24 protein-coding genes, 1 tRNA gene and 1 riboswitch are annotated in these 22,999 nt (G+C 53.4%); of the genes, 10 read left to right on the forward strand and 15 right to left on the reverse strand.

What is annotated here, in order from left to right; genetic code table 11:
* Positions 1 to 44: 44 nt before the first annotated feature.
* Positions 45 to 497 carry a macrodomain Ter protein MatP gene (gene matP / locus F153LOC_RS18450; RefSeq protein ID WP_100780685.1) on the forward strand — a complete coding sequence of 151 codons (453 nt, stop codon included), beginning with the start codon at positions 45 to 47 and terminating at the stop codon, positions 495 to 497.
* Positions 498 to 560: 63 nt separating this feature from the next.
* On the opposite strand, the gene ompA is transcribed toward matP, so the two are convergent.
* Entirely contained in the window at positions 561 to 1,616 is a 1,056-nt protein-coding gene (ompA, locus tag F153LOC_RS18455; RefSeq protein ID WP_123429141.1) for a porin OmpA, read from the reverse strand.
* Between the two features lie 356 nt (positions 1,617 to 1,972).
* On the reverse strand, positions 1,973 to 2,482 hold the full coding sequence (gene sulA / locus F153LOC_RS18465; RefSeq protein ID WP_102105589.1) for an SOS-induced cell division inhibitor SulA: 510 nt from the start codon (positions 2,480 to 2,482) through the stop codon (positions 1,973 to 1,975).
* A 218-nt stretch (positions 2,483 to 2,700) separates the two neighbouring features.
* Between sulA and F153LOC_RS18470 the strand changes: the two genes are divergently transcribed.
* The gene (locus F153LOC_RS18470) at positions 2,701 to 3,327 is read left to right on the forward strand and encodes a TfoX/Sxy family DNA transformation protein (protein ID WP_100780904.1); all 627 of its coding nucleotides are present in this window, start codon (positions 2,701 to 2,703) and stop codon (positions 3,325 to 3,327) included.
* On the opposite strand, the gene yccS is transcribed toward F153LOC_RS18470, so the two are convergent.
* Both yccS and F153LOC_RS18480 read right to left on the reverse strand, forming a co-directional pair.
* A complete protein-coding gene (gene yccS, locus F153LOC_RS18475; RefSeq protein ID WP_102105588.1) occupies positions 3,284 to 5,443 on the reverse strand; it encodes a YccS family putative transporter in 2,160 nt (719 codons plus the stop codon). The two genes, F153LOC_RS18470 and yccS, sit on opposite strands and share 44 nt — an antisense overlap.
* Positions 5,444 to 5,462: 19 nt before the next feature.
* Positions 5,463 to 5,909 carry a YccF domain-containing protein gene (locus tag F153LOC_RS18480; protein ID WP_100780681.1) on the reverse strand — a complete coding sequence of 149 codons (447 nt, stop codon included), beginning with the start codon at positions 5,907 to 5,909 and terminating at the stop codon, positions 5,463 to 5,465.
* Positions 5,910 to 6,032: 123 nt separating this feature from the next.
* On the opposite strand from F153LOC_RS18480, the gene helD reads away from it, so the two are divergent.
* Positions 6,033 to 8,087 carry a DNA helicase IV gene (gene helD / locus F153LOC_RS18485; RefSeq protein WP_102105587.1) on the forward strand — a complete coding sequence of 685 codons (2,055 nt, stop codon included), beginning with the start codon at positions 6,033 to 6,035 and terminating at the stop codon, positions 8,085 to 8,087.
* Between the two features lie 42 nt (positions 8,088 to 8,129).
* Here the strand turns inward: helD and mgsA are convergent, their stop codons facing one another.
* The gene (gene mgsA / locus F153LOC_RS18490; RefSeq protein WP_100780679.1) at positions 8,130 to 8,588 is read right to left on the reverse strand and encodes a methylglyoxal synthase; all 459 of its coding nucleotides are present in this window, start codon (positions 8,586 to 8,588) and stop codon (positions 8,130 to 8,132) included.
* An 87-nt stretch (positions 8,589 to 8,675) separates the two neighbouring features.
* The gene (locus tag F153LOC_RS18495) at positions 8,676 to 9,338 is read right to left on the reverse strand and encodes a DUF2057 family protein (RefSeq protein ID WP_100780678.1); all 663 of its coding nucleotides are present in this window, start codon (positions 9,336 to 9,338) and stop codon (positions 8,676 to 8,678) included.
* A 173-nt stretch (positions 9,339 to 9,511) separates the two neighbouring features.
* Here F153LOC_RS18495 and F153LOC_RS18500 point away from each other — a divergent pair, with 173 nt between their 5' ends.
* Positions 9,512 to 9,925: a CoA-binding protein gene (locus tag F153LOC_RS18500; protein ID WP_100780677.1), complete on the forward strand. Its 414-nt coding sequence runs from the start codon at positions 9,512 to 9,514 to the stop codon at positions 9,923 to 9,925.
* Positions 9,926 to 9,960: 35 nt separating this feature from the next.
* Here F153LOC_RS18500 and hspQ read toward each other — a convergent pair whose 3' ends face one another.
* Together hspQ and rlmI are read right to left on the reverse strand one after the other, a co-directional pair.
* On the reverse strand, positions 9,961 to 10,278 hold the full coding sequence (hspQ, locus tag F153LOC_RS18505; RefSeq protein WP_102105586.1) for a heat shock protein HspQ: 318 nt from the start codon (positions 10,276 to 10,278) through the stop codon (positions 9,961 to 9,963).
* A 60-nt stretch (positions 10,279 to 10,338) separates the two neighbouring features.
* Positions 10,339 to 11,529 (reverse strand): 23S rRNA (cytosine(1962)-C(5))-methyltransferase RlmI, encoded by a 1,191-nt coding sequence (rlmI, locus tag F153LOC_RS18510; protein WP_100780675.1) that lies wholly within the window; start codon positions 11,527 to 11,529, stop codon positions 10,339 to 10,341.
* Between the two features lie 94 nt (positions 11,530 to 11,623).
* Between rlmI and yccX the strand changes: the two genes are divergently transcribed.
* Positions 11,624 to 11,905, forward strand: coding sequence for an acylphosphatase (gene yccX / locus F153LOC_RS18515; RefSeq protein ID WP_100780674.1), 282 nt, complete (start codon positions 11,624 to 11,626; stop codon positions 11,903 to 11,905).
* Here yccX and tusE read toward each other — a convergent pair.
* Positions 11,902 to 12,231, reverse strand: coding sequence for a sulfurtransferase TusE (tusE, locus tag F153LOC_RS18520; protein ID WP_100780673.1), 330 nt, complete (start codon positions 12,229 to 12,231; stop codon positions 11,902 to 11,904). The genes yccX and tusE overlap by 4 nt on opposite strands.
* 87 nt (positions 12,232 to 12,318) lie before the next feature.
* Positions 12,319 to 12,978 carry an FtsH protease modulator YccA gene (gene yccA, locus F153LOC_RS18525; RefSeq protein WP_100780672.1) on the reverse strand — a complete coding sequence of 220 codons (660 nt, stop codon included), beginning with the start codon at positions 12,976 to 12,978 and terminating at the stop codon, positions 12,319 to 12,321.
* Between the two features lie 266 nt (positions 12,979 to 13,244).
* On the opposite strand from yccA, the gene F153LOC_RS18535 reads away from it, so the two are divergent.
* Positions 13,245 to 14,873: an ABC transporter substrate-binding protein gene (locus F153LOC_RS18535; protein ID WP_102105584.1), complete on the forward strand. Its 1,629-nt coding sequence runs from the start codon at positions 13,245 to 13,247 to the stop codon at positions 14,871 to 14,873.
* Positions 14,874 to 15,018: 145 nt separating this feature from the next.
* Positions 15,019 to 15,106 (forward strand) — tRNA-Ser (locus F153LOC_RS18540).
* 258 nt (positions 15,107 to 15,364) lie between these two features.
* Here the strand turns inward: F153LOC_RS18540 and F153LOC_RS18545 are convergent.
* The gene (locus F153LOC_RS18545) at positions 15,365 to 16,366 is read right to left on the reverse strand and encodes a magnesium transporter (RefSeq protein WP_102105583.1); all 1,002 of its coding nucleotides are present in this window, start codon (positions 16,364 to 16,366) and stop codon (positions 15,365 to 15,367) included.
* A gap of 60 nt (positions 16,367 to 16,426) precedes the next feature.
* Positions 16,427 to 16,596, reverse strand: a riboswitch (M-box (ykoK) riboswitch).
* A 158-nt stretch (positions 16,597 to 16,754) separates the two neighbouring features.
* Here F153LOC_RS18545 and F153LOC_RS18550 point away from each other — a divergent pair.
* Entirely contained in the window at positions 16,755 to 17,276 is a 522-nt protein-coding gene (locus F153LOC_RS18550) for a DedA family protein (protein ID WP_102105582.1), read from the forward strand.
* A 41-nt stretch (positions 17,277 to 17,317) separates the two neighbouring features.
* On the opposite strand, the gene dgcJ is transcribed toward F153LOC_RS18550, so the two are convergent.
* Complete coding sequence (gene dgcJ / locus F153LOC_RS18555) at positions 17,318 to 18,835, reverse strand: diguanylate cyclase DgcJ (RefSeq protein WP_233213765.1); 1,518 nt, start codon at positions 18,833 to 18,835, stop codon at positions 17,318 to 17,320.
* Between the two features lie 147 nt (positions 18,836 to 18,982).
* On the reverse strand, positions 18,983 to 19,732 hold the full coding sequence (locus F153LOC_RS18560) for an SDR family oxidoreductase (RefSeq protein ID WP_102105580.1): 750 nt from the start codon (positions 19,730 to 19,732) through the stop codon (positions 18,983 to 18,985).
* A gap of 100 nt (positions 19,733 to 19,832) precedes the next feature.
* Between F153LOC_RS18560 and F153LOC_RS18565 the strand changes: the two genes are divergently transcribed.
* Positions 19,833 to 20,192, forward strand: coding sequence for a helix-turn-helix domain-containing protein (locus F153LOC_RS18565; RefSeq protein ID WP_100780665.1), 360 nt, complete (start codon positions 19,833 to 19,835; stop codon positions 20,190 to 20,192).
* Between the two features lies 1 nt (position 20,193).
* Here the strand turns inward: F153LOC_RS18565 and F153LOC_RS18570 are convergent, their stop codons facing one another.
* The gene (locus F153LOC_RS18570; protein ID WP_102105579.1) at positions 20,194 to 20,988 is read right to left on the reverse strand and encodes an SDR family oxidoreductase; all 795 of its coding nucleotides are present in this window, start codon (positions 20,986 to 20,988) and stop codon (positions 20,194 to 20,196) included.
* A 158-nt stretch (positions 20,989 to 21,146) separates the two neighbouring features.
* Complete coding sequence (locus tag F153LOC_RS18575) at positions 21,147 to 21,587, reverse strand: helix-turn-helix domain-containing protein (RefSeq protein ID WP_102105578.1); 441 nt, start codon at positions 21,585 to 21,587, stop codon at positions 21,147 to 21,149.
* A gap of 148 nt (positions 21,588 to 21,735) precedes the next feature.
* On the opposite strand from F153LOC_RS18575, the gene agp reads away from it, so the two are divergent.
* The gene (agp, locus tag F153LOC_RS18580; protein ID WP_102105577.1) at positions 21,736 to 22,977 is read left to right on the forward strand and encodes a bifunctional glucose-1-phosphatase/inositol phosphatase; all 1,242 of its coding nucleotides are present in this window, start codon (positions 21,736 to 21,738) and stop codon (positions 22,975 to 22,977) included.
* The last annotated feature ends 22 nt before the right edge of the window (positions 22,978 to 22,999 follow it).

Here is a 22,999-nt window from a genome sequence, read left to right on the forward strand (position 1 = left end):
AACTGATATTCTGAACATAGTTACGAGGTAACACTGAGATCGCGATGAAATATCAACAACTGGAAAATCTCGAAAGCGGCTGGAAATGGAAGTATCTGGTCAAAAAGCATCGAGAAGGCGAGCTGATCACCTGCTACATCGAAGCCAGTGCTGCAAAAGAAGCGGTAGATTTATTGCTGACCCTCGAAAATGAGCCGGTGCAGGTCAACGGCTGGATCGAGAAACACATCAATCCTGCTCTGTTAAACCGCATGAAGCAGACCATTCGTGCGCGCCGCAAACGCCATTTTAACGCGGAGCATCAGCACACGCGTAAGAAGTCTATCGACCTGGAATTTATGGTCTGGCAGCGATTAGCGGGGCTTGCTCAACGGCGCGGGAAAACCTTGTCGGAAACGATCGTGCAGCTCATTGAAGATGCGGAGCATAAAGAGAAATACGCGAGCCAGATGTCTACGCTTAAAAATGACCTTCAGGCGATGCTGGGTAAAAAATAATTTCTCATTTTCTTTAGCCAATAAAAAACCCCGCATAGCGGGGTTTTTTTATAAGACGATAACTTATGCCGCAGGCTGAGTTACAACGTCTTTGATACCTTTAACTTCGATCTCAACGCGACGATCTGGTGCCAGGCAGTCGATCAGTGCAGCGCGAGCTTTCACGTTGTCACAGGTATTGCCAGTCACTGGGTTAGATTCGCCCATACCACGTGGGGAGATCTTGTTAGCTGGGATACCTTTAGATACAAGGTAATCAACTACAGACTGAGCACGTTTCTCGGACAGGTTCTGGTTGTATGCGTCAGAACCGATACGGTCGGTGAAGCCCAGAACAACTACAGAACCGTCTTTAGGGTCGAGGTTGCTCAGCTGGGTGTACAGCTGATCCAGTGCCTGCTGACCTTCTGGTTTCAGAGTTGCTTTGTTGAAGTTGAACAGAACGTCAGACTTCAGAGTGAAGTGCTTGGTCTGTACTTCTGGAGCTGGAGCCGGAGCTGGAGCAACGATCGGAGCTGCATCTTCCTGCTGGCCGAAACGGTAGGAAACACCTACGCTCAGCATGCCGTTGTCAGGACGAACGCCAACGGTGTTACCGTCGCCGATGTTGTTAACCCACTGGTATTCCAGACGGGTAGCGATGTCACGGGTCATTGCCCACTCTACGCCACCAGCGAATACTGGAGAAACACCAGTGTCGTGGTCGTCGCCAGCAACGCTGTTGCTGGAGTCAGCGCGCCATACCATGCCGCCCAGACGAGTATAAACGTCCAGATCGTCAGTCACTGGGTAACCCAGTTTAGCGGTCAGCTGTACGCCTTGAGCTTTGAATGCGCCGTTAACGTTGTCGCCTTTGTATGGCATACGACCTAACCAGTCGTAACCCATTTCAAAGCCAACATACGGGTTAACCTGATAGCCACCAAACGCACCTGCACCGAGCTGGCTTTCGTGAGTTGGGCCATCGTTGTTCAGGGAGCTGTTGTACCAGCCAGTGTCGTGGAACTGAGACCAGCCCAGTTTGCCACCTGCATACCAGGTATTATCTTTCGGAGCGGCCTGCGCTACGGTAGCGAAGCCAGCCAGTGCCACTGCAATCGCGATAGCTGTCTTTTTCATTTTTTGCGCCTCGTTATCATCCAAAAATCGCCATGAAGATCTCGTCGAGAAATCACGGTTAAATCCTTCACCGGGGGGCGAGCTCAAACTAGTAACTCTACCGATATCTTCGGCTTAGACCGAGCACCCCTGGCGATGTAAAGTCTACAACGTAGTTGAAAACTTACAAGTGTGAACTCTGTCAGGCATATGAAAAAAAAAGTTCCGTATACAAAATATTTAACATTTTTTGCGAGTATTTTATGCAGTAAAATTAACGGAAACCGCGCCAGACAAGCGTTGTCGAAGTTTTTAGTCAGGGAACTATTTGCACTTACGACTGTCAAAAAAAGTTCCAGGAATACTCTTAAATTTACTCAATGATACAAATTAGAGTGAATTTTTAGCCCGGACAGGTGTCCTCTGCCGAGAGAATCAAGACGAATTGGGCGCATAATGAACCCGATCGCATCACCTTCTTCAGCAGCTTCAGCCAGACGAAAATGCTCTTCCTCCGTCAATTCCTCTGACAACCAACCGATTACCACACTGTAGTTTCCGGTGCGCAAAGCGCGAACCATCGAATCAACCGTATGACATGGCGAAACCAGGCTGCTCTGCATCATTTTGGTGAGCGGCAGACCCGCCGACTGCACCCATTCGCGGCTCAATTTCTGCTGCGGGGTTAGCCACAGCTGCCAGCGTGACTGCTGACCAAGTTGTTGTAAAAGCGGCAATAAAAGCAGCTGCGTCATCAAGGGCTGGTCTTCGCGATATACGATTTCACTGATCAAACCGGTAGACACACGCCCGGAGGTTTTCTGCGCGCCATTACCCGCGGAAGAAGAAAAAGAGGTTAAGCGATTTGCATAGTCTGAAGTGTGCATAATCATTCCAGCCCTGTAGTTACTGTATGAATATACAGTAACCCCTGTACGTCTAAAGATCAACCTCATTTTCGGAAAGCGTCTCGCAAAATTGGTTCGATATTGGCGTGTCCTGCAAAATAATCTTGCCGAGTGACAATAAGTTTTCTATTTTCCTGCTAACGGATCCGGTAGTAAGAAAAACACATCGTTAATGTTTGATTTATATGGTGAATATCATGAAAAAGATATCTTATGAACGGATCTATAAGTCCCAGGAATACCTCTCTCCGTTGGGTGAAATCCATCATCGTGCCCTTTTCGGCGGGTATACCCTGGCAGTGAATGAAGCCGTGTTTGCGATGGTCTCTGATGGCGAGCTTTACCTGCGTGCCTGTGAACAAAGCGCTCAGTACTGTGTAAAACAGTCCTCTTCATTTTTAACCCTATTGAAACGGGGCAGGCCTGTACTGCTGAACTATTACCGGGTGGATGACGGGCTATGGCAGGACAGGGAAAGGTTATTGCAACTTTCCAGTTTTGCACTTGAAGCCGCCCGTCAGGAGCGCTCTCTACGGCATCAGAGGCGGCGACTCAAAGATTTGCCCAACCTGACGTTTCAAATTGAAGTGCTTCTCTGCGAAGCTGGTGTCACCAGTGAAACCATGCTGAGGGCGCTAGGGGCAGAGGAGTGCTGGCTGAAAATCAGGGCCAGAAATAAGAACCTGGGGATCAGAGTGTTGTTTGCGCTCGCAGGGGCAATAGAAGGAACGCATGAAGCTGCGCTCCCGACGGTCAGACGCCGGGAGCTAACGGAGTGGTTTAATGCGCTTCCTGTACTGCCGGATAGTCATTCCGATAGGTAGCAATCTGCTGCTGCAACCGGCAGATTTCGGGCAGAAGTGCAATGAGCAGACCGATTTGTTGGAGTATGAGTGGCGCCTTGTTATCCGTACCAGGATCGCAATGCGCAATGCGCTGGCTCAGTTCGTCTATGGCACTCTGCACGCGCGGTTCGTCTGCGGGACGATGATGGAGAGCATCGTCAACGTAACATACCGCGTCATCCAACAGTGCGAGGATGTTTGGATCGGTTAGTTGCTCACGATGCGCGCCCAACGTTGAAATGTAACTGGTGAAGGTGTGGTTCAGACACAGCAGACGAAAGGCGACTTCCCGGATTTCTGCGGTAGCACGCGGCTCCGTTGACATGTTTGACACCACCGACGCCAGTTCTGCATCGCGGTTATGGGCATCCCGTCGGGCAATGCGATACGCCAGACGGTTATCGCGGCCCTGATGATATTGCTCAAGGATCGCATCCAGATAGCGACAGTTCGCATTCATGGCGAGATCCAGGGCGCGTGGCAGATTGCGAAAACGCCAGTCCGGCCAGATAAAACTGACTGCGGCCCAGGCAATCGCGCAGCCAATCAACGTATCGATCACGCGTGGCAGGGCGACTTCGAACCCTTCGCCCAGCAGGTTAAAGCACAGCAGCACCAGCAGGGTAATAAACATGGTGGCATGGGCATACTGAACATTACGGAAGGCGAAGAACAGCACGCCCGTAATGACTATCAGGATTAGTTGCCCTTCAACGGAAGGAACAAAGTACAGTACCGGCAGGCCGATTGCGACGCCGACCAGTGTGCCAATCACGCGTAGCGCCAGTCGATGGCGGGTGGCGTTATAGTTCGGCTGGCAAACAAACAGGCTGGTGAGCAAAATCCAGTAGCCGTGATGCAGGCCGGTTATCTGGATAAAGGCGTAACCGACGCACAGCACGGCAGACATTCTCACGGCATGGCGGAACAGCGCCGATTCCGGTGTGAAGTTGCGGCTTAACCGCAGCCACATATCCGCGAAGCCGTGCGGACTGTCATCGGCAAGCTGATTTTCGACCTCACTACCCGGCACTGACAGCGCCTGTTCAGACTGAATTGTCGCGAGCTGCGCATCGATGGCGCGTAAATTGCTGAGCAAGAACCCCAGCGCTTTCATCTGTTCTGGCGATGTGCCGCTGGCCTGCACCCGATCGAGCGCCGCATCAAGATGGCTGAACGCACGCTCGAAGCGAGGATCGTGCTGGTAGGGGGTACGCAGCAGAATCGATCGCGCAAGTTGCTGGCAGGCCTGAGACTGCATCGACAGCATCCGCTGGAAGCGGAACATCACGTCGCTATAGCGAAACTTCTCGCGCAGCGCTGCGTACTGGATATGCGATGAGCTGGCGCGCTCATGTATATCCTGGGCGACGAAGTAGTAATGCAGCGTTTGCCGCGTGCCGCGCTGGCCGCGATCGCCACGAAGACGCGTCAGCAGAGAGGCTTTGGTTTGATTCAGCGTGGTAACCAACTGGCCGTTAGCCAGCGCCAGATCGTAAAGCGGCGCCTGGCTCTCTTCAATGTCGGGATCGAAGAGCCTGGATTTAAGTTCCAGGTAGTGCGCCAGCTGTTCATAGCTGCGGGCGAGGTTATCCTGCAAAGGGCGAATCGGAAAGATAAGGTGCCCGGTTAAGGTCAGCAGGTTATACCAGATTGCGCCCACCAGCAGCAGCAGGGGCTGCTGATACCACTGGTCGTAAAGGGAAACGCCCAGCATGGTATAGATGGCAATCAGCAACGCGCCAAAGGCAATGGTGGCGTAGCGCTGCCCCAGCCCGCCCAGCAAAATAAAACCGCTGGTGGAGATCATCAGCCCAAGGGCAAACAGCCAGGGCCACGGGAAGAGCAGTTCTACAGATGCGGAGGCGATGAAAAAGCAGATCAGCGTAATCACCAGGTTACGCAGCCGCCCGGCCAGACGATCGTCCAGATCGGCCAGTGCTCCAGCTACCACGCCCAGAGTGAGTGGGATCGTGAGCTTAATCTCACCGAGCCACCACGGCACGGCAGCCGCGCCGCAAAGCGCAATAAAAATCCTGACGTTATAGAGCCAGGCACTGTTCCATGTGTATCTGCGAAGCAAAGGGCTTAGCATAAAGGCGGCGTATCCTTATTTACTGAAAACGACGACGGGCATTGGCTTCGCGTGCGGCCTGGGCGACTTCCACGGGAACCACGCGGCGACCGACGGGCCAGAGCGCAATCGCGGCAATCTTGAAGTTGGCGATACCAACCGGGATACCAATAATCGTAATACACTGGGTAATCCCGACCGCGATGTGCATCAGGCACAACCACCAGCCAAAGAAGATCAGCCATAAAATATTAAGCAGCGTGCCGCCCGTATTCATCAGCACACTTTTGCTGTCCGGATTGAGTTCATCAACGTGAACCGCTTCATTTCCGTAGGGCACCAGGGAAAGTTTGGTGATCTCCCAGCACGAACGCGTCAGGGGGAGCGTGAAGATCAGCACGATGCTGACCAGAGTGGCGAAAAGCCAGGAAAGAGTGGTGGCAAAACCGCCAAGGACAAAATTCAAAATATTCAGAACGGTACGCATAAACCCTCACTTCCTTTCGATATGATTAAAGCCTGATGATTGTAACGTTTTTTTAGGCTGGAGCACCTGAAAACTGGCGGTTAAACTAATGAGCAAACTATCACTTCGTGGATCAGGCTGGACATGGAACTAAAAGCAACATCATTAGGCAAGCGCCTGGCGCAACATCCGTACGACAAGGTTGTCCTACTCAACGCCGGGGTGAAAGTTTCCGGCGAACGCCACGAATATCTTATTCCATTCAATCAGTTACTGGCCATTCACTGCAAGCGCGGCCTGGTGTGGGGCGAGCTGGAGTTCGTCCTGCCTGCCGATAAAGTCGTGCGTCTGCACGGTACGGAATGGGCTGAAACTCAGCGCTTTCATCATCATCTGAATACCCTCTGGCAGCAGTGGAGCACAGAGATGAGTCAGGTGGCCGAGCAGGTATTGCAGCAGGTTTTGGCGGATATCGCTCTGAGTCAGGAGCAAAAAAAATGGCTGACCCGCGCCCAGACGGCGGGGATGCAGCAGCGCATTCAGCAGGCGCTGACCGCGCTGCCACTGCCTGTTTCTCGTCTTGATGAGTTTGAAAATTGCCGCGAACCGTGGCGCAAATGCAAAGCATGGCTGACGGATATCGATCGAAGCCGACTGGCGCACAACCAGGCCTGGACGGATGAGATGCTGACCCAGCACGCTGAGTTTTTCAAAAATATCGAATCGTCGCCGCTGAATCCGGCTCAGGCGCGTGCGGTGGTGAACGGAGAACACTCGCTGTTGGTACTTGCGGGCGCGGGCAGCGGTAAGACCTCTGTGCTGGTGGCGCGAGCCGGATGGTTGCTCGCACGGGGTGAAGCAACGGCGGATCAGATTTTGCTCCTGGCCTTTGGCCGCAAGGCGGCGCAGGAGATGGACGAGCGCATTCAGGAACGTTTGCACACGCGCGATATCAGCGCGCGAACCTTCCATGCGCTGGCACTGCATATTATTCAGCAGGGCAGCAAAAAAGTGCCGGTTATCAGTCAGCTGGAAAACGACACCCAGGCCAGGCTGTCGCTGTTTGTCACCACATGGCAGCAGCAATGCAGTGAGAAAAAGGCGCAGGCAAAAGGGTGGCGGCAGTGGCTGGAAGAAGAGTTGAACTGGACTGTGCCGGAAGGCAGCTTCTGGCAGGATGAGAAACTGGCGCGCCGTCTCGGTTCGCGCCTCGATCGCTGGGTAAGCCTGATGCGCATGCATGGTGGCTCGCAAGCGGAGATGATTGAGAATGCGCCAGAAGAGGTGCGGGCGCTGTTTTCCAAACGCGTCAAACTGCTGGCTCCGCTTCTCAAAGCCTGGAAATCAGCGCTGAAAGAAGAGAATGCTGTGGATTTCTCGGGTCTGATTCATCAGGCGATTATCATCCTCGAAAAAGGGCGTTTCGTGAGTCCGTGGAAGCATATTCTGGTGGACGAGTTTCAGGATATCTCTCCGCAGCGTGCGGCGCTGCTGGCGGCGCTGCGCGCGCAAAATAAACACACCTCACTCTTCGCGGTGGGCGATGACTGGCAGGCAATTTACCGCTTTAGCGGTGCACAGCTGTCGCTGACCACGGCGTTCCACCACTATTTTGGCGAGGGTGACCGCAGCGATCTCGACACCACGTACCGTTTTAACTCGCGCATCGGCGAAATCGCCAACCGCTTTATTCAGCAGAACCCCCATCAGCTGGTGAAACCCCTGAACAGTCTCTCCGCCGGGGATAAAAAAGCGGTGACGCTGTTGCCGCAGGATCAGCTGGAACCCTTGCTGGATAAGATGAGTGGGTATGTCAAAGCCGAGGAGCGGATTTTGGTGCTGGCGCGTTATCACCATCTGAAACCGGCGATCCTCGAGAAAGCCGCCACGCGCTGGCCTAAGCTCACGCTCGATTTCATGACCATCCATGCCAGCAAGGGGCAACAGGCGGATTACGTGATTGTCCTTGGGCTACAGGAGGGGAGTGACGGCTTCCCGGCACCGGCTCGGGAATCGGTGATGGAGCAGGCGCTGCTGCCTGTGGTAGAGGATTTCCCGGATGCAGAAGAGCGACGTCTTCTGTATGTGGCCATCACGCGCGCACGGCATCGCGTCTGGCTGTTGTTTAACAAAGACGAACCCTCACGCTTCGTGGAGATTCTGAAGAGTATCGATGTGCCGGTGGCGAAGAAGCCTTAAGGATAAAAGCCGGGACAGGCGGAGCCGCCGCCCGGCAAACACTTACTTCAAGCGCTCAGCCAGATAGCGCGGATAATCCGGAATCAGGATCTCAATCGGCGCGTTGAACTGCGGTGACTCAATAATAAAGTCCGCAGTAGAGAGGTTAGTGGCGACCGGGATATTCCAGACGGTTGCCAGACGCAGCAAGGCCTTCACATCCGGATCGTGCGGCACCGCGTTCAGCGGGTCCCAGAAGAAAATCAGCACATCAATTTTTCCTTCCGAAATCTGCGCGCCTACCTGCTGGTCGCCGCCCATCGGGCCGCTCAGCATGGCGTTCACGTTCAAGCCGGTTTCACGTTGGATCAGATTGCCGGTGGTGCCCGTTGCCGAAAGGGTGTGCTTTTCAAGCAGGGCCTGGTGGCGCTGAACCCAGTTCAGCAGCATTTTTTTGCAGTGATCGTGCGCGACCAGAGCAATGTGTTTGCGCTCTGGCAGGGTACGTGTCGTCAGTTCCATAATCTCTTTCCGTCAGGTTCAGGTTAACTGGCTACACGATGACGGGAACCGCCTGAGGCTGCAAGAGAAAGGGCAAAAAAATGCGGCTTAAGACGAAGGTTGTTGCTTTGCCCACTGTAAAAATCGCGTGCGGGTGTCGGGATCGGCCTGCTGGAACCAGAATTTGAGGCGCTGCTCGGTAAGCGTCTGCGACTGCGGCGGAATCACGTCCAGCTCCGAAACACCGGACAGCAGCGTGCTGTCATCCGCCATCATGGTTGCAAATTTCGGCAGTGACGCTGTTTTTCCCGCTTTGTTATAGCGCTCCGTATCCGCTTCGTAATCCAGCCCCTTCGGCGTTTTAGTGAGGGCCAGAATATCCAGTTTCACCGGAATGGGCATCGCATCGCCGTCGAGTAATTCCAGTTTCGGTGCGGCCTCAAAAGCGTCGGACTCTTTTTCCGTTTCCAGCCGCGGTAGATTAAAATTAACCTGACTGATCTTCTGCGTGTTGAAGCTCACCACCAGCGGCGGGGAGATATAGAGACGTTGTTCGTGGTTGGAGAGGCGAATGTTTTTTTCGACGCGAAAGACGATCTGGTGCGGCCCATTATCCAGCTCAATACTGTCGGCACCGCGCAGGAGAGAGCTGGACACTTTTTTACCGTCCAGCACCAGCAGATCGATGTCGGTAGATAATCGCAGCGTCGTGGCATATACGCAGACCGGCATCAATAATGCAATCACAGCAGAGGCAATGCCGGTCTTCATAGGATGCTCCTGTCGAAAAGTCTTTCGTCGTAATAATGTATCTAAATTTTTCGATAAACACGTTTACTAACATATAGACATATTCCCGGGTTTTGCCCTCATACAGATGTATGGGATGAATGGTTGCCTGATGTGCTTTGACGTACACTTAAAAAAAAGCCAGGAGAAACATTATGAAAGAGAACGATATTGTCGGCATTCTGACCTCGACCCATACCATCGCGCTGGTGGGCGCCAGTGATAAACCCGATCGCCCGAGCTATCGGGTGATGAAATATCTTCTCGACCAGGGCTATCACGTCATCCCCGTGTCACCAAAAGTCGCGGGTAAAACTCTGCTGGGGCAGCAGGGGTACGCCACCCTTGCGGATGTGCCTGAAAAGGTGGATATGGTGGATGTGTTCCGTAACTCCGAGGCGGCCTGGGGTGTGGCGCAAGAGGCGATTGCCATTGGTGCGAAAACCCTGTGGATGCAGCTTGGGGTAATTAACGAACAGGCGGCTGTGCTGGCGCGCGATGCGGGATTAAACGTGGTGATGGATCGCTGCCCGGCGATCGATATTCCGCGTCTGGGTCTGGCGAAGTAATAAAAAAAGCCCGAGCGATTCGGGCTTTTTTCAGGTTAGTTCCGCAGGCGCGGGGCCTGGAGCTGTTTGCGGATGGTCTGGGCCAGTTCATCCATTGAAGGCTGCTCCGGATGTTCATTTTGCAGCTCACTGCTTAACTGCGCTTCGGCGAGATAAGTGTGAACCGGCTGGCCATCGTCGTCTTCCATGACCACATGGTACCAGGGTGCGGCGCGAAGCTCGGCGTTTACCGCCAGCTCATCCGCTGACGGTTCATCAAGGGAGTATTCCGGGTCAATATCCACCACCACACCCAGATACCCTAACAGGGAGTGGCGCACCTGCTGGCCGATACCGTATTTGCTGGCAATCATAGTCACCTCCCGGGAAATGTTACTTACATCAGATGTATGGGCAACATTCCACTTTTCAAGCTACATGACGCGACAGGCAAACCCTTTCAGATACAGCCCTTCCGGGTAGGTAGCGATCACCGGGTGATCGGCCGCCTGACGGAACTGCTCTATAAATTGTACATCACGGCCCGCATCTACAGCGGCATCTGCGATCAGTTTCTGAAATAAATCGGTGGTCATCAGGCCAGAGCAGGAGAAGGTCAGCAAAATGCCGCCTGGATTGAGCAGCTGAATGGCAAGCATGTTGATGTCTTTATAGCCACGGCAGGCGCCCATCAGCTGGCTTTTATTTTCCACGAACTTCGGCGGGTCCATCACGATGACATCGAATTTCTCCCCCTGATCGCGGTATTTGCGCAGCAGTTTGAATACGTCGTCGCGGACAAATTCGGCTTTGCTCAGGTCCAGCTTGTTCAGTTCAACGTTCTGTTTCGCCACGTCCAGCGCTTCCTGCGAGGTGTCGACGCTGACCACCTGGCTGCACCCGCCCATCAGTGCCGAAACGGCAAATCCACCGGTGTAGGAGAAGCAGTTCAGCACGCGTTTATTCGCAACGTACTGGCGCGTCGCCAGGCGGCTGTCGCGCTGATCGAGGTAATAGCCGGTTTTATGGCCACCCTGGATGTCGACATAAAGCTTCATACCATGCTCTTCAATGGGCAGCAGGGCAGGCGGCAGTTCACCAGTGACCGGACCTTGCGTCAGCTCCATCCCCTCTTTTTTGCGCACCGCGACATCGCTGCGATCGTAAATAGCGCAGTCTGGGTAAAGGCCCTGCAGGGCACTGATTAACGCGGCGCGCTGATACTCTGCGCCCGCGCTCAGGAGCTGAAGCACCAGGAAGTTGCCGAATCGGTCGATGGTCACGCCCGGCAGACCGTCGGACTCACCGGCGATCAGTCGATAGCTGTCCAGCCCGTCACGTTTCGCCAGCCAGTCACGCCACTCCTGCGCCTGCTGTAAACGGCGAGTGAAGAAGGCGATATCGATAGTTTCGTCTTTATCAAAGCTCCAGACGCGCGCACGGATCTGTGAAGCAGGCGAGTATGCGCCGCGCGCTAACCATTTCCCCTGATGGTCAACAATATCGATGGTTTCACCGAGGCTGGCTTTCCCTTCCATGCGGGCAACGGCACCAGAAAACACCCAGGGATGACGGCGCAATAATGATTTCTCGCGCCCTTTGGCTAACACTAAACGTACACTCATAATTTGCTATTCTGTTGATTCAATGAATTGGCGGCCATTTTCCCGAGTTCAGTGGGGAAATGCAACGCGCCAGACAGGATTAAGGGGAACGATGATGTCAAAAGTCTGCACAATCGCCTGGGTTCACGGCACCGTTCAGGGCGTCGGGTTTCGCTACAGCACGCAGCGCGAAGCGTTACAGCTTGGGCTGACGGGCTATGCGCGCAATATGGATGACGGCAGCGTGGAGGTGGTGGCCTGTGGTGACGCAGAGCAAGTCGAAAAACTGGTCGCCTGGCTGAAAGCGGGCGGGCCACGCAGCGCGCGGGTTGAAAAGGTATTAACCGAACCGCATCAACCCGGCCGCGACTATGTGGATTTCGGTATTCGCTATTAAATACACTTCACGGGCTTGGGCAAACCGGCGATTTTGGTCGCCTGTTTCGCTGGCCCTTTCGGGAACAGGCGATACAGATAGCGGCTATTGCCTTTCTCTTCGCCAAACTTGTTGGCCATTGCCTTCACCAGCATACGGATGGCGGGAGAGGTGTTGAATTCCAGATAGAAGTCGCGCACAAAGCGCACCACTTCCCAGTGCTCCGGCGTCAGGGTAATAGCCTCTTTCTCGGCAATCACCTCGGCAAGGCCTTCGCTCCACTGACTGCTCTCTTTCAGATAGCCGTCGTTATCGGTTTCTATCTCTTTACCTTCAAAGCTTAACATAGTCATTCACACGTCAATCGAAAACCCGCGCAGTGTACCAAAAAACAAAGCCCCGCATAAGCGGGGCTTGATTCGACGCACTGTCTGTTAATCGCGGCTGGCGAAGCCCAGGATGCTCAACAGGCTGACGAAGATGTTGTACAGCGACACATACAGGCTCACGGTAGCGCGAATGTAGTTCGTTTCGCCGCCGTGAATGATGTTGCTGGTTTCATACAGGATCGCCCCGGAGGAGATCAGGATGAACACCGCGCTAATCGCCAGGTGCAGGGCAGGCAGCTGCAGGAAGATGTTTGCCACCATGCCGACCAGTACAATCACGATACCCGCCATCAGCATTCCGCCGAGGAAAGACATGTCTTTACGGGTCGTCAGGACGTAAGCGGAGCAGCAGAAGAACACCAGTGCCGTACCACCCAGCGCCATGCCAATCACATCACCCATGCCCGCAGACAGATAGGCGTTGAGGATTGGTCCCAGGATATAACCCAGGAAGCCGGTGAAAGCGAACGCAGACAGAATACCAATCGGTTTGTCAGCGGTTTTATAGGTCAGGAACATCAGACCATACATGCCCACCAGCGTCAGAATCAGGCCCGGAGACGGCAGCATCAGCACGGTGCTGGCCGTTGCGGTAATGGCGGAAAACGCCAGGGTCAAGCTGAGCATGAAATAGGTATTGCGCAGCACTTTGTGGGTGCTGAGTAGCGATGTGCGGTCGCGTGAAGAACTAATAATACGATCCATGAGTCACTCTCTTATGACAGATGTAATTAACGGCAAGAATAAGAAAGGTCTTGCCAGTTACAAAGTGGTTTTACCCATCTTTACTCAGCACCTTAGGGCCTGCGCTGGTACTTTGTTTCAAAGAAATCCATTTCAACAGAATGAATATCGGTTTGACGAATTTAATCAGATCAACATCTTATAGGTTACTGAAAAATATTGCCTTATTTATCTTTGAGCGCTAAGAGTGAATACGCATCGTCAAAAACCCACAATAAGGCGAAACAATGAAATCAGCATCACGCACTCACTTTACACTCTCTTTACTGACGGCAGGGATCTTGTGCGCCAGCACAACGGCCTGGGCGGCCAGTGTACCAGCAGGAACGCAGCTGGCAGAGAAACAGGAACTGGTCAGGAATAACGGCAGCGAGCCGGCATCGCTCGATCCCCACAAAGTCGAAAGCGATGTCGAATTCAATATTATCAGTGATTTGTTCGAAGGGCTGGTGAGTGTCTCACCGGCGGGGGAAGTTCAGCCGCGCCTGGCAGAGAAATGGGAGAATAAAGACAACACCGTCTGGACCTTCCACTTGCGTCCTGGCATCACCTGGAGTGACGGCTCTGCTATCACCGCTCAGGATATTGTCTGGAGCTGGCAGCGTCTGGTTGATCCTAACACCGCGTCACCCTACGCCAGCTACCCTGGCAACATGCATATTGTGAATGCGACCGATATCGCGCAGGGCAAGCAAAAGCCAGACACGCTGGGCGTGAAGGCGATTAACGATACCACCCTCGAAGTGACGCTGACACAGCCGAATGCGGCGTTCCTCGCTATGCTGGCGCACCCGTCGCTGGTGCCGGTCGATAAAGTGCTGATAAGCCGCTTCGGCGACAAGTGGACCAAACCCGAGCACTTTGTCAGCAGCGGCGCGTACAAACTCTCACAGTGGGTGGTCAACGAACGCATCGTTGCTGAGCGTAACCCGCGCTACTGGGATAACGCCCACACCGTGATCAATAAAGTGACGTATCTGCCGATCACCTCTGAAGCCTCGGACGTGAATCGCTACAAAGCGGGTGAGATTGATATCGTCTATACGGTGCCCATCAACCAGTTTGCCCAGCTGAAGAAAACGCTGGGCGCAGAGCTGGATGTCTCCCCGCAGCTTGCCACCTATTACTACGAATTCAACACCACCCGACCGCCGTTCAACGACGTGCGCGTGCGTAAAGCGTTAAACATGGCTCTGGATAAGGACATCATCGCCGAGAAAGTATTAGGGCAGGGGCAGCGCCCGGCGTGGGTGATCAGTCAGCCGGATATCGGCGGCGTGAAACTTAAGGCGCCGGAGTACGCGAGCTGGCCAATCGACAAACGCATCGCTGAAGCGAAAAAACTGCTCAGCGAAGCGGGATTCAACGACAGCCATCCGCTCAGTTTCAATTTGCTCTATAACACGTCGGAATCCCATCAGCGTATCGCCATCGCCGCCAGTTCCATGTGGAAGAAAAATCTTGGCGTGGAAGCGAAGCTGCAAAACCAGGAGTGGAAAACCATGCTGGACACCATGCACACGCACAATTTTGATGCCGTGCGCTACGCCTGGATTGCCGACTACGATGACGCCGCAACCTTCCTGAACAATTTCCGCACCAGCGACAGCGAAAATACCAGCCAGTACAGCAACCCGGCCTATGACAAAGCGCTGGTGGATGCGGCGAAAGCAAAAACTACCGAGGAGCGTGGCAAGTTCTACCAGCAGGCGGAAGACCTGTTGGGCCAGGATGTGCCCGCTATTCCGGTGTATCACTACGTCCGTACGCATTTAATTAAACCTTGGGTGGGTGGATTTACGCCGGATAAACTGGGTTATTACTTCACGAAGGACATGTACCTCAAAAAGCATTAAGCCAGAAATGGGCTATTTTGTGCTGACAAAATAGTCAATGCGTTGTTATTTCAACCGATTAACATCGTTTTGGCTATTTTTGAAGCAAACGAACACATTGATGCTTTACACGAAGTACGGAGGTGTTTATAGTGCGCCCCATACCGGAAGCGTGGCCGAGCGGTTGAAGGCACCGGTCTTGAAAACCGGCGACCCGAAAGGGTTCTAGAGTTCGAATCTCTACGCTTCCGCCAAATACGAAAAAAGGGGTTACCGAAAGGTAACCCCTTTTTTTTGCTCTCTTTTCATCAGAATCTTCTTTGGCTCAATCCATAGCCTGTTCAGACATTGCCAGCGACTCACGGAAAGGAGAGTTTTAGCCCGATGAAGGGCCGGACGTTACCGATGTGGTTGAATGATGGGAATGTTGATCACTACACGACGAAAGATGTTGCGAGAGCCGGGGGGGCATTCCCGGCTCTCACGAGGCTTATGTTTAGACTAGGCGCCTGTCACTCCAGTCCCAGCGTGTACTGCGCGATTTTGAAATAGATAATCAGGCCTGTTCCGTCGATAAAGGTGGCGATAAACGGCGCGGATACCACGGCAGGGTCGATGCCGCAGCGTTTTAGCACCATCGGGATCACTGACGAGACAATGGCGCTCCAGAGGGTGATGCACACCAGCGTCAAGCTCACGATAAGCGTAATGTCCATTCCAATGCCCATCATCCAGGCGCGCACACAGCCTGCCAGCCCGAGCGTAACGGCAATCATCACCGAGGTGGTCATCTCTTTACGCAGCACGCGTCCCAGGTCTTTCAGCCCAACCTCACCCAGCGCCATCGCACGAACCAGCGTGGAGGTAATCTGCGTGCCGCTGTTGCCGCCGGTGCCAATGAGCAACGGAATAAAGAACGCCAGGGCGATCGCGGATTCGAGAGCATCTTCAAAATGCTGAAGCACGGTGCTGGTGTAGGCCTCTGCGACGAACAGCAGCAGCAGCCATACGGCACGTTTTTTCCAAAGCTGCACGGCGCTGGTTTCGAGGTAAGGCCGCTCCAGCGGCAGCGTTGCCCCCTGGCGCTGCGCATCTTCCGTCACGTCATCTTCCAGCAAATGCGCAATTTCACGTTCGGTGAGACAACCCACCAGTTTCCCGTGGGTGACCACCGGTACAACGTCAACACCGGCATGGCTCAGCAGGGCGGCCACTTCTGCACGCTCATCGTCGGGTTTAACCTGCAAAAACTGAGAGACCATCAGCGCGCTAACGGCCTGAACGGTATTGGCTTCCTGTAATAACGTTCTGACCGAAATCATTCCGGCCAATCGGCCATTATTTTCAATAAAAATATGCGTTGGAATATCGTCATCTTTTAATTGTGCGAAGAAATGTTCACGCGCCAGCGCGACACATAATGAGGCGTCGAGGACAATAAAATCCGTATTCATATATTGCGCGATGGCGCTGTCGTTAAATGCCGGAAGTGAATTATGGATGGTGTAAGACATAGTGAATTCCCTTTGAATATAATTATCTCTCAGGGGCGAGCAAGACAGGGCATGTCGAAGAGGAGATCCCCACGTCCTGGGTTCAGCACTGTACACCGTATCCCCGAAGGGAAGTTATACTGACAAAGCCTTGATTCGACAGTGCCTGTTTTACCCTGTGTTGTTTCTCTCGAAACCACCAGAGCGATAACGTGTATTTGTACAGGAGCCTCGCCATAACGAGATCGTAGTAAAGCGGTAGGGATAATACGCCAGTTTTTAAATGCTGCTTTAAAATATCAATAATGTTGACGAACGGTTTAAGTTAAATATATTTAATCCGCGTTGAGGTTTTATTTAATTCATTTCACTTTAAATAGCAGATTCCCCTTTCTAAAGAGGCGCTGCGATGGAATGGCTCAATAATTTGCTTAATCATTTTGCACACTATCCGGCGCAGCTGTTCGCCTTGCTGGCGGTAATGGCGTTCTGCAAATCAACGGTGTTTGTCTCCTCCATTCTTCCGCCCGCGTCGCTGATGTTGCTTGGTGGGATTACCGTCAGTCAGACAACGCTTTCGCCCGTGCTGGCCTGGCTTGCCGTGGTGACGGGTGCGACGTGCGGCTCAGTGTTGAATTACCATCTGGGGCAGCTCATGGGCAATACGCGGATGATGATGCGCCTGAGTGCAAAACATGCCGATCGCTTTTTACGCATCCAGCATCAGTTAGAGAAAAACAGCGTGGCAGTGTTATTCACCGCCCGTTTTCTGGCGGTGCTGCGCTACATCGTACCGCTGGCGGCGGGGATGCTCAGAGTGAATGTCGGGAAGGTTTACGCGGTGAGCCTGATCTCTGCCGCCGTCTGGGCGGCGCTGTATGTCGGCGCGGTGATCGGCATCAGCGCCGGGTTTTCTCCCGGAGGGCTTTAGCCGTCCACGCGAATCACACGTATTCCAGCCACGTCATCCGTTTACTGGCGATCTGCGTATTTTGCCCGTTTATGCTGATATAGCAGCGCGTCCGCCTTCAGCATTGCCTCCTCCAGAGTATCACCCTCGCGCATCTGGTAACTCCCCCAGGAGAACGCCACCATTTTTTCCGTATCAATGGTCTGCAAATAACCTTGTATGCGTTCAATCATATCCCGGGAGCGGTCAATATTATTGTCGATCAGAATTAAACAAAACTCATCGCCGCCGAGCCGGATTCCGTAATCGCTTTTGCGAATCGACTGAGCCAGCGCCAGCCCCAGGGACTGAATCGCCTTATCGCCCATATGATGACCTAATGTGTCATTGATTCTTTTGAGTCCATCGCTATCGATAGCCATCACCGTGACCGGAATATCTCTCTCCACCAGTAACTGAATTTTTTGGTTGAGTTCTGGCGTGATCACTTTGCGGTTATACAGCCCGGTTAACACATCGGTAATATTGTCGCGGGAGAGTAATTTCTGACGGATAAACTGTTTGCGGGCATAGCGCAGCAGCATCACGGTAGCCAGGACGTAAAGCAGCACCAGCCAGAAAGTCAAAATCACCACGTAAATCGCATCGAGCTTAACGTGCAGGGTATAGTACTGCGTCATTTCATCTTTATAATTAATCAGATTCAGCGACCTAAGGATCGGCTTATGGAAAATGATATTCCCCCCGGTGGTATTATCCGTGACATACAGGGAGAGGAATTTCCACAATATTGGACGGTCAGGGGTAATAAATGATGTGGCCAGATCGTGAATATTAATGTCGGTGATCAGCAGACCTTTTATTTTTCCATCAAAAAATACCGGCTTGATCATGCTAATAATATTTCGCCTGGTATAGGCATCTTTATAAATGTGCGTCACAATATTTTCGCCCTGGATCAGATCTTCCAGCGCGTTATCATCTATCGTAATGGTGTTCGGGTTGTTTGCGAGATTGATTCTGTCCCCGTCGGCCACCAGCCAGTTACCAAAGGTGTAATCAAACGTGTTCACCAGATGGTTGATGTAAATATAGTTGTTTACGAGGTCAATATAATATCTGGTGCTATTAAACGCGTAGCCCGTGTAGTTGGAAAAAGTGTATTTTGACGAGGCTACAGTCTCCGTCATATTAATGACGGGCAGGGCGGGTACATCCTGCCCCCAGGTTTCGCAGGCGGAATTTCGCGTCTGAAGGGTCCCCTCCAGAAGAATGGTCGTTCTCGCCACCAGATTAAAGCCTTTGATCTCGCCAACAGTTTCAACTTTCTTGCAGAGCGATTTGGCTTTTTCTTTAGTATTCACGCCTGAGGCCGCTTGTTTAGAAAACGCGCGAGATAAACGATAGGCGATATCCTCATTAATAAATTCTTCATGGAAAAGGGCTGATTTCCCGTTCTCGGCAATGTAACCCATATAACCATGAAGATTCTTTACTTCATGTGAAATTAACGTTGCGAATATTGACGTTGTGCAGGCAATGATAATTATCGTTGCAGTGATATATTTACGTTGTGACAAGAAGGTTAATTCCTTTGCAATACCACCTAAGACTATTCGTAAGTATAACATTGAAACAGACTATTATTCAGTGAAGTTATATTTGAATGCTTAATTAAATCAGGCGCAATATACCGGCACGAATTCCGCTATATTGCGCCTGTGAAATTACAGACTCCCGGTTCCGCCATCCACCAGCAGATCAATACCCACGGTATAGCTGGACTCATCGGAGGCGAGATAGAGCGCCGCTTTCGCCAGTTCCTGCGGCGTACCCATACGCCCAAGCGGGACCAGGCTTGCGATATCCCCCTGCAGCGCTTTCTGTGCCTCTGCGCTCAGCCCCAGTTTGTTCAGCGCCGGGGTTTCTACCGGACCAGGGCTTAAGCCGTTCACGCGAATGCCACGTGGCAGAAGTTCCGCTGAAAGCGTCCGCGCCAGCGACAGCAGACCTGCTTTACTGGCCGCGTACACGCTGCTGGTGGGTAAGCCGATCCGCGCGCTCACCGATCCGCACAGGATCACCGAAGAGGGGTTATTCAACAGCGGCAGCAGGGCCTGTACCAGAAAGAACGGGCCTTTGAGGTTAATGCCCATCAACCGATCCCACGCCTCTTCGCGCCACTCTTCCAGCAGCCCGTGCGTCACATCACCGGCGTTGATAAACACCGCATCCAGTCGCGGCCAGCGTGCGGCGAGGGTATCTGCCAGCTGTTTCTGTTCCGCAATATTCCCCGCGTCGGTGGCGATCACCCAGGCGTTGTCCCCCAGCACGCGCTGGGCCTCGGCCAGAGTGTCCGGGTTACGTCCGGTCACCGCGACGTGTGCTCCTTCGGCGATGAACGCCTGCGCTGTCGCCAGACCGATGCCGCTGGTACCCCCGGTAATAAGCGTATATTTACCTGCTAAACGACCCATGGTTATCTCCTGAAATGTCACTGGAGAAAGCACTATAGAAACGTTAGTATCCAAAAGAAACCAGGTACCATTTGGATACTAATGAGGCGAAGGGTGTGCTATGGCGCAAACAGGCGAACTAACCTGCGAAAAAAATTCTGCGACGGAATCCTGTCCGATGACGCAGTTCGTCAATCTGATTTCCGGCAAATGGGCGATCCCCATTCTCTATCGTTTGATTGTGCTGAACAGCCCGGTGCGTTTTGGCGATTTGCTGCGCGCCGCCGCGCCCATCACTCAAAAAGAGCTGACCAAACAGCTGCGATTATTTGAACAGCGTGGGCTGGTGTCGCGCACCATTTATCCGGAAATCCCGCCGCGAGTGGAATATCAGATAACGGCGTTAGGGTTGACGCTGCAGAGTGCGCTCTCTCCGCTGGCCGCCTGGATGCGGGAGTACGGCGACCAGCTGGAGCGCTAGTTTAACGACTGAAATAACGCGGGGCCGGGACGCCGGTGCGCGCGCTGTTGAACAGGGCCAGACGCGCCTCTTCATAGCCCTCCCACAGCTGCACATCGTGCATTGGCGGGATAGTAATCAGTTCACCCTGATCCAGCCCGGCCAGTGCCGCATCGACCATATTGTCGGTGGTCATCACCGATCCTTCCGGCAGATCGTTCATCGAGACACCCGAAATCTCCCAGATTTCAGTCGCGGTGGCGGCAGGTAACACGGCCTGAATCCGCACGCCGCTGTCGGCAAACTCTTCCTGCAATCCGCGCGTAAAATTGAGCACCCACGCTTTGGTGGCACTATAGAGCGCGCTGCCCGCACGGGCGTGGATCGACAGCACCGAGGCGATATTGATCAGCGTACCGCGACGGTTTTCCGCCAGACGTGGAAGAACCGCGAGCGTCAAACGCATCAGCGCAGTCGTGTTGAGAGTATTGATGGCCTGATGCGATGCGGCATCACTGGCGAGGAACGGCGCCATTTGCGCCGTGCCTGCATTATTGACCAGCGTGTCGATGGCGGTATTACTGTGCAGCACTTCCTCGACGGCGCGGATCCCCGTCTCTTGTGTCAGGTCAGCAACCAGAATCTCGACGTTAACGCCATAGCGTTCACGCAGTTGCGATGCCAGCGCGTTCAGACGATCTTCCCGGCGGGCGACCAGCACCAGGTTGATGCCCCGCGCAGCGAAACGATCGGCGTACACCGCGCCAATACCGGATGATGCCCCTGTGATCAACGCGGTCGAGTGTTGAGTTGTCATTGCGTGTTACCTCAAAGCGGAGTGGGTTAATGGTTTCAATATGAAACTGAATCAACTGTGAGATATTTGGTTTTATAATGCAACTAATTTGCGGAGATTATTTTTATTCTGCGGTCAGAAGGAGGGCGGAGGTACGGCTAATGTATTGAAAATAAGGACTAAGGCAGTTTTGGGACCACTTCGTCCGGCGTCAGTTCGCGACCATCGTGCGCGATAAGCGCCAGCTTACGCAGCGGCTGACGATGTTCGGCATCCACCAGCACGCTTCCCAGCTCGTTTTCCGCAAACAGAAATTCGTTGCCCCACTGGGACAACGCCACCAGCACCGTCTGCAAGGCACGGCCTTTATCGGTCAGGACATACTCCTGCCAGGCGCTGCCGTCGGAGGCGGGCTGCAATACCAGAATCTCTTCTTCCACCAGCAGCTTGAGGCGCGTGGCAAGCATATTTTTGGCGATGCCGAGGCTTTTCTGGAACTCTCCAAAGCGCTTCAGCCCGCGCAGGGCGTCGCGCACAATCAGCAGCGACCACCAGTCGCCGATAATATCGAGCGAACGGGCGACGGGGCAGGTACTCTCTTCAAGACGGGTTCGTTTCACAGTCACTCCTGAGGTTGATAGTTTTATTATAAAACCTTTTTTCGCCCGCGTAAAAAGAGATAACTATCAGTTTGAGAAATGGTTCCCGGAAATATGTCATCAATCTGTCACAATCACATCGACGATAATAATACGTGAGGAACAAGGGATGAGAAAAACACTACTCGCTATTGCAGTGGCTGGCACTGTAACACTGACCTCTGGCGTTCAGGCGCAACCGGCCCCGGAAGGCTATCAGTTGCAGCAGGTTTTAATCATGAGCCGCCACAACCTGCGCGCGCCGCTGGCGAATAACGGCAGCGTGCTGGAGCAGTCCACGCCGGGCAAATGGCCGGAATGGGAGGTGCCGGGCGGGCAGCTCACCACCAAAGGCGGCGTGCTCGAAGTCTATATGGGCCATTACATGCGTGAATGGCTGGCGGAGCAGGGGATGGTGACCACTGGCGAATGCCCACCAGCTGACGCAGTCTATACCTATGCCAACAGTCTGCAACGTACCGTCGCGACCGCGCAGTTCTTTATCACCGGGGCTTTCCCGGGCTGTGATGTGCCGGTGCATCATCAGGAAAAAATGGGCACCATGGACCCAACCTTTAACCCGGTGATCACCGATAATTCGCCGGAGTTCCGCGAAAAAGCGGTCAAAGCGATGGAGACCGAGCGTCAGGGCATGAAGCTGGATGAGAGCTACAAGCTGCTGGAGCAGATCACCAAATACACGGATTCCCCGTCCTGCAAAGAGAAAAAAGAGTGCTCTCTGACCGAGGCTAAAGACACTTTCACCGCCGATTATGAAAAAGAGCCGAGCGTCTCTGGTCCGCTTAAAGTGGGCAACTCGCTGGTGGATGCCTTTACGCTGCAGTATTACGAAGGTTTCCCGCTGGATCAGGTGGCGTGGGGCGAAATCAAAACGGACCAGCAGTGGCGCGTCCTGTCACAGCTGAAAAATGGCTATCAGGATTCTCTTTTCACCTCCACAGAAGTGGCGCGGAACGTCGCCAAACCGCTGGTGAAATATATCGATAAGGCACTGGTCACCGATCAAGCGAAAGCACCGAAAATCACCGTGCTGGTGGGGCATGACTCCAACATCGCATCGCTGCTGACGGCGCTGGATTTCAAACCTTATCAGCTGCATGACCAGCACGAACGCACGCCGATTGGCGGGAAAATTGTCTTCCAGCGCTGGCATGATAAGAGTGCGAATCGTGACCTGATGAAAATTGAGTATGTCTATCAAAGCTCAGAGCAGTTGCGAAACGCCGATGTGCTGTCGCTGAAATCTCCGGCGCAGCGTGTGACGCTCGAACTGAAAGACTGTCCGGTGGATACCAACGGTTTCTGCCCGATTGATAAATTTAATACGCTGATGAACGACGCGGCGAAATAAGTAAAAACCCCCCGCTTCGGCG

The organism is Lelliottia sp. F153 (assembly GCF_002870005.1).
Taxonomy (GTDB): Bacteria; Pseudomonadota; Gammaproteobacteria; order Enterobacterales; family Enterobacteriaceae; genus Enterobacter; species Enterobacter nimipressuralis.

What these genes read in the sequence shown, in the direction of transcription:
- rlmI (WP_100780675.1), bottom strand. Translation starts at nt 11,529, where the DNA reads ATGAGTGTACGTTTAGTGTTAGCCAAAGGGCGCGAGAAATCATTATTG.
- F153LOC_RS18545 (WP_102105583.1), bottom strand. Translation starts at nt 16,366, where the DNA reads ATGTCTTACACCATCCATAATTCACTTCCGGCATTTAACGACAGCGCC.
- ompA (WP_123429141.1), bottom strand. Translation starts at nt 1,616, where the DNA reads ATGAAAAAGACAGCTATCGCGATTGCAGTGGCACTGGCTGGCTTCGCT.
- F153LOC_RS18565 (WP_100780665.1), top strand. Translation starts at nt 19,833, where the DNA reads ATGGCGCAAACAGGCGAACTAACCTGCGAAAAAAATTCTGCGACGGAA.
- mgsA (WP_100780679.1), bottom strand. Translation starts at nt 8,588, where the DNA reads ATGGAACTGACGACACGTACCCTGCCAGAGCGCAAACACATTGCTCTG.
- helD (WP_102105587.1), top strand. Translation starts at nt 6,033, where the DNA reads ATGGAACTAAAAGCAACATCATTAGGCAAGCGCCTGGCGCAACATCCG.
- F153LOC_RS18550 (WP_102105582.1), top strand. Translation starts at nt 16,755, where the DNA reads ATGGAATGGCTCAATAATTTGCTTAATCATTTTGCACACTATCCGGCG.
- F153LOC_RS18560 (WP_102105580.1), bottom strand. Translation starts at nt 19,732, where the DNA reads ATGGGTCGTTTAGCAGGTAAATATACGCTTATTACCGGGGGTACCAGC.
- hspQ (WP_102105586.1), bottom strand. Translation starts at nt 10,278, where the DNA reads ATGATTGCCAGCAAATACGGTATCGGCCAGCAGGTGCGCCACTCCCTG.
- tusE (WP_100780673.1), bottom strand. Translation starts at nt 12,231, where the DNA reads ATGTTAAGCTTTGAAGGTAAAGAGATAGAAACCGATAACGACGGCTAT.
- sulA (WP_102105589.1), bottom strand. Translation starts at nt 2,482, where the DNA reads ATGCACACTTCAGACTATGCAAATCGCTTAACCTCTTTTTCTTCTTCC.
- F153LOC_RS18535 (WP_102105584.1), top strand. Translation starts at nt 13,245, where the DNA reads ATGAAATCAGCATCACGCACTCACTTTACACTCTCTTTACTGACGGCA.
- agp (WP_102105577.1), top strand. Translation starts at nt 21,736, where the DNA reads ATGAGAAAAACACTACTCGCTATTGCAGTGGCTGGCACTGTAACACTG.
- F153LOC_RS18500 (WP_100780677.1), top strand. Translation starts at nt 9,512, where the DNA reads ATGAAAGAGAACGATATTGTCGGCATTCTGACCTCGACCCATACCATC.
- F153LOC_RS18570 (WP_102105579.1), bottom strand. Translation starts at nt 20,988, where the DNA reads ATGACAACTCAACACTCGACCGCGTTGATCACAGGGGCATCATCCGGT.
- yccX (WP_100780674.1), top strand. Translation starts at nt 11,624, where the DNA reads ATGTCAAAAGTCTGCACAATCGCCTGGGTTCACGGCACCGTTCAGGGC.
- F153LOC_RS18495 (WP_100780678.1), bottom strand. Translation starts at nt 9,338, where the DNA reads ATGAAGACCGGCATTGCCTCTGCTGTGATTGCATTATTGATGCCGGTC.
- matP (WP_100780685.1), top strand. Translation starts at nt 45, where the DNA reads ATGAAATATCAACAACTGGAAAATCTCGAAAGCGGCTGGAAATGGAAG.
- yccA (WP_100780672.1), bottom strand. Translation starts at nt 12,978, where the DNA reads ATGGATCGTATTATTAGTTCTTCACGCGACCGCACATCGCTACTCAGC.
- F153LOC_RS18470 (WP_100780904.1), top strand. Translation starts at nt 2,701, where the DNA reads ATGAAAAAGATATCTTATGAACGGATCTATAAGTCCCAGGAATACCTC.
- yccS (WP_102105588.1), bottom strand. Translation starts at nt 5,443, where the DNA reads ATGCTAAGCCCTTTGCTTCGCAGATACACATGGAACAGTGCCTGGCTC.
- F153LOC_RS18480 (WP_100780681.1), bottom strand. Translation starts at nt 5,909, where the DNA reads ATGCGTACCGTTCTGAATATTTTGAATTTTGTCCTTGGCGGTTTTGCC.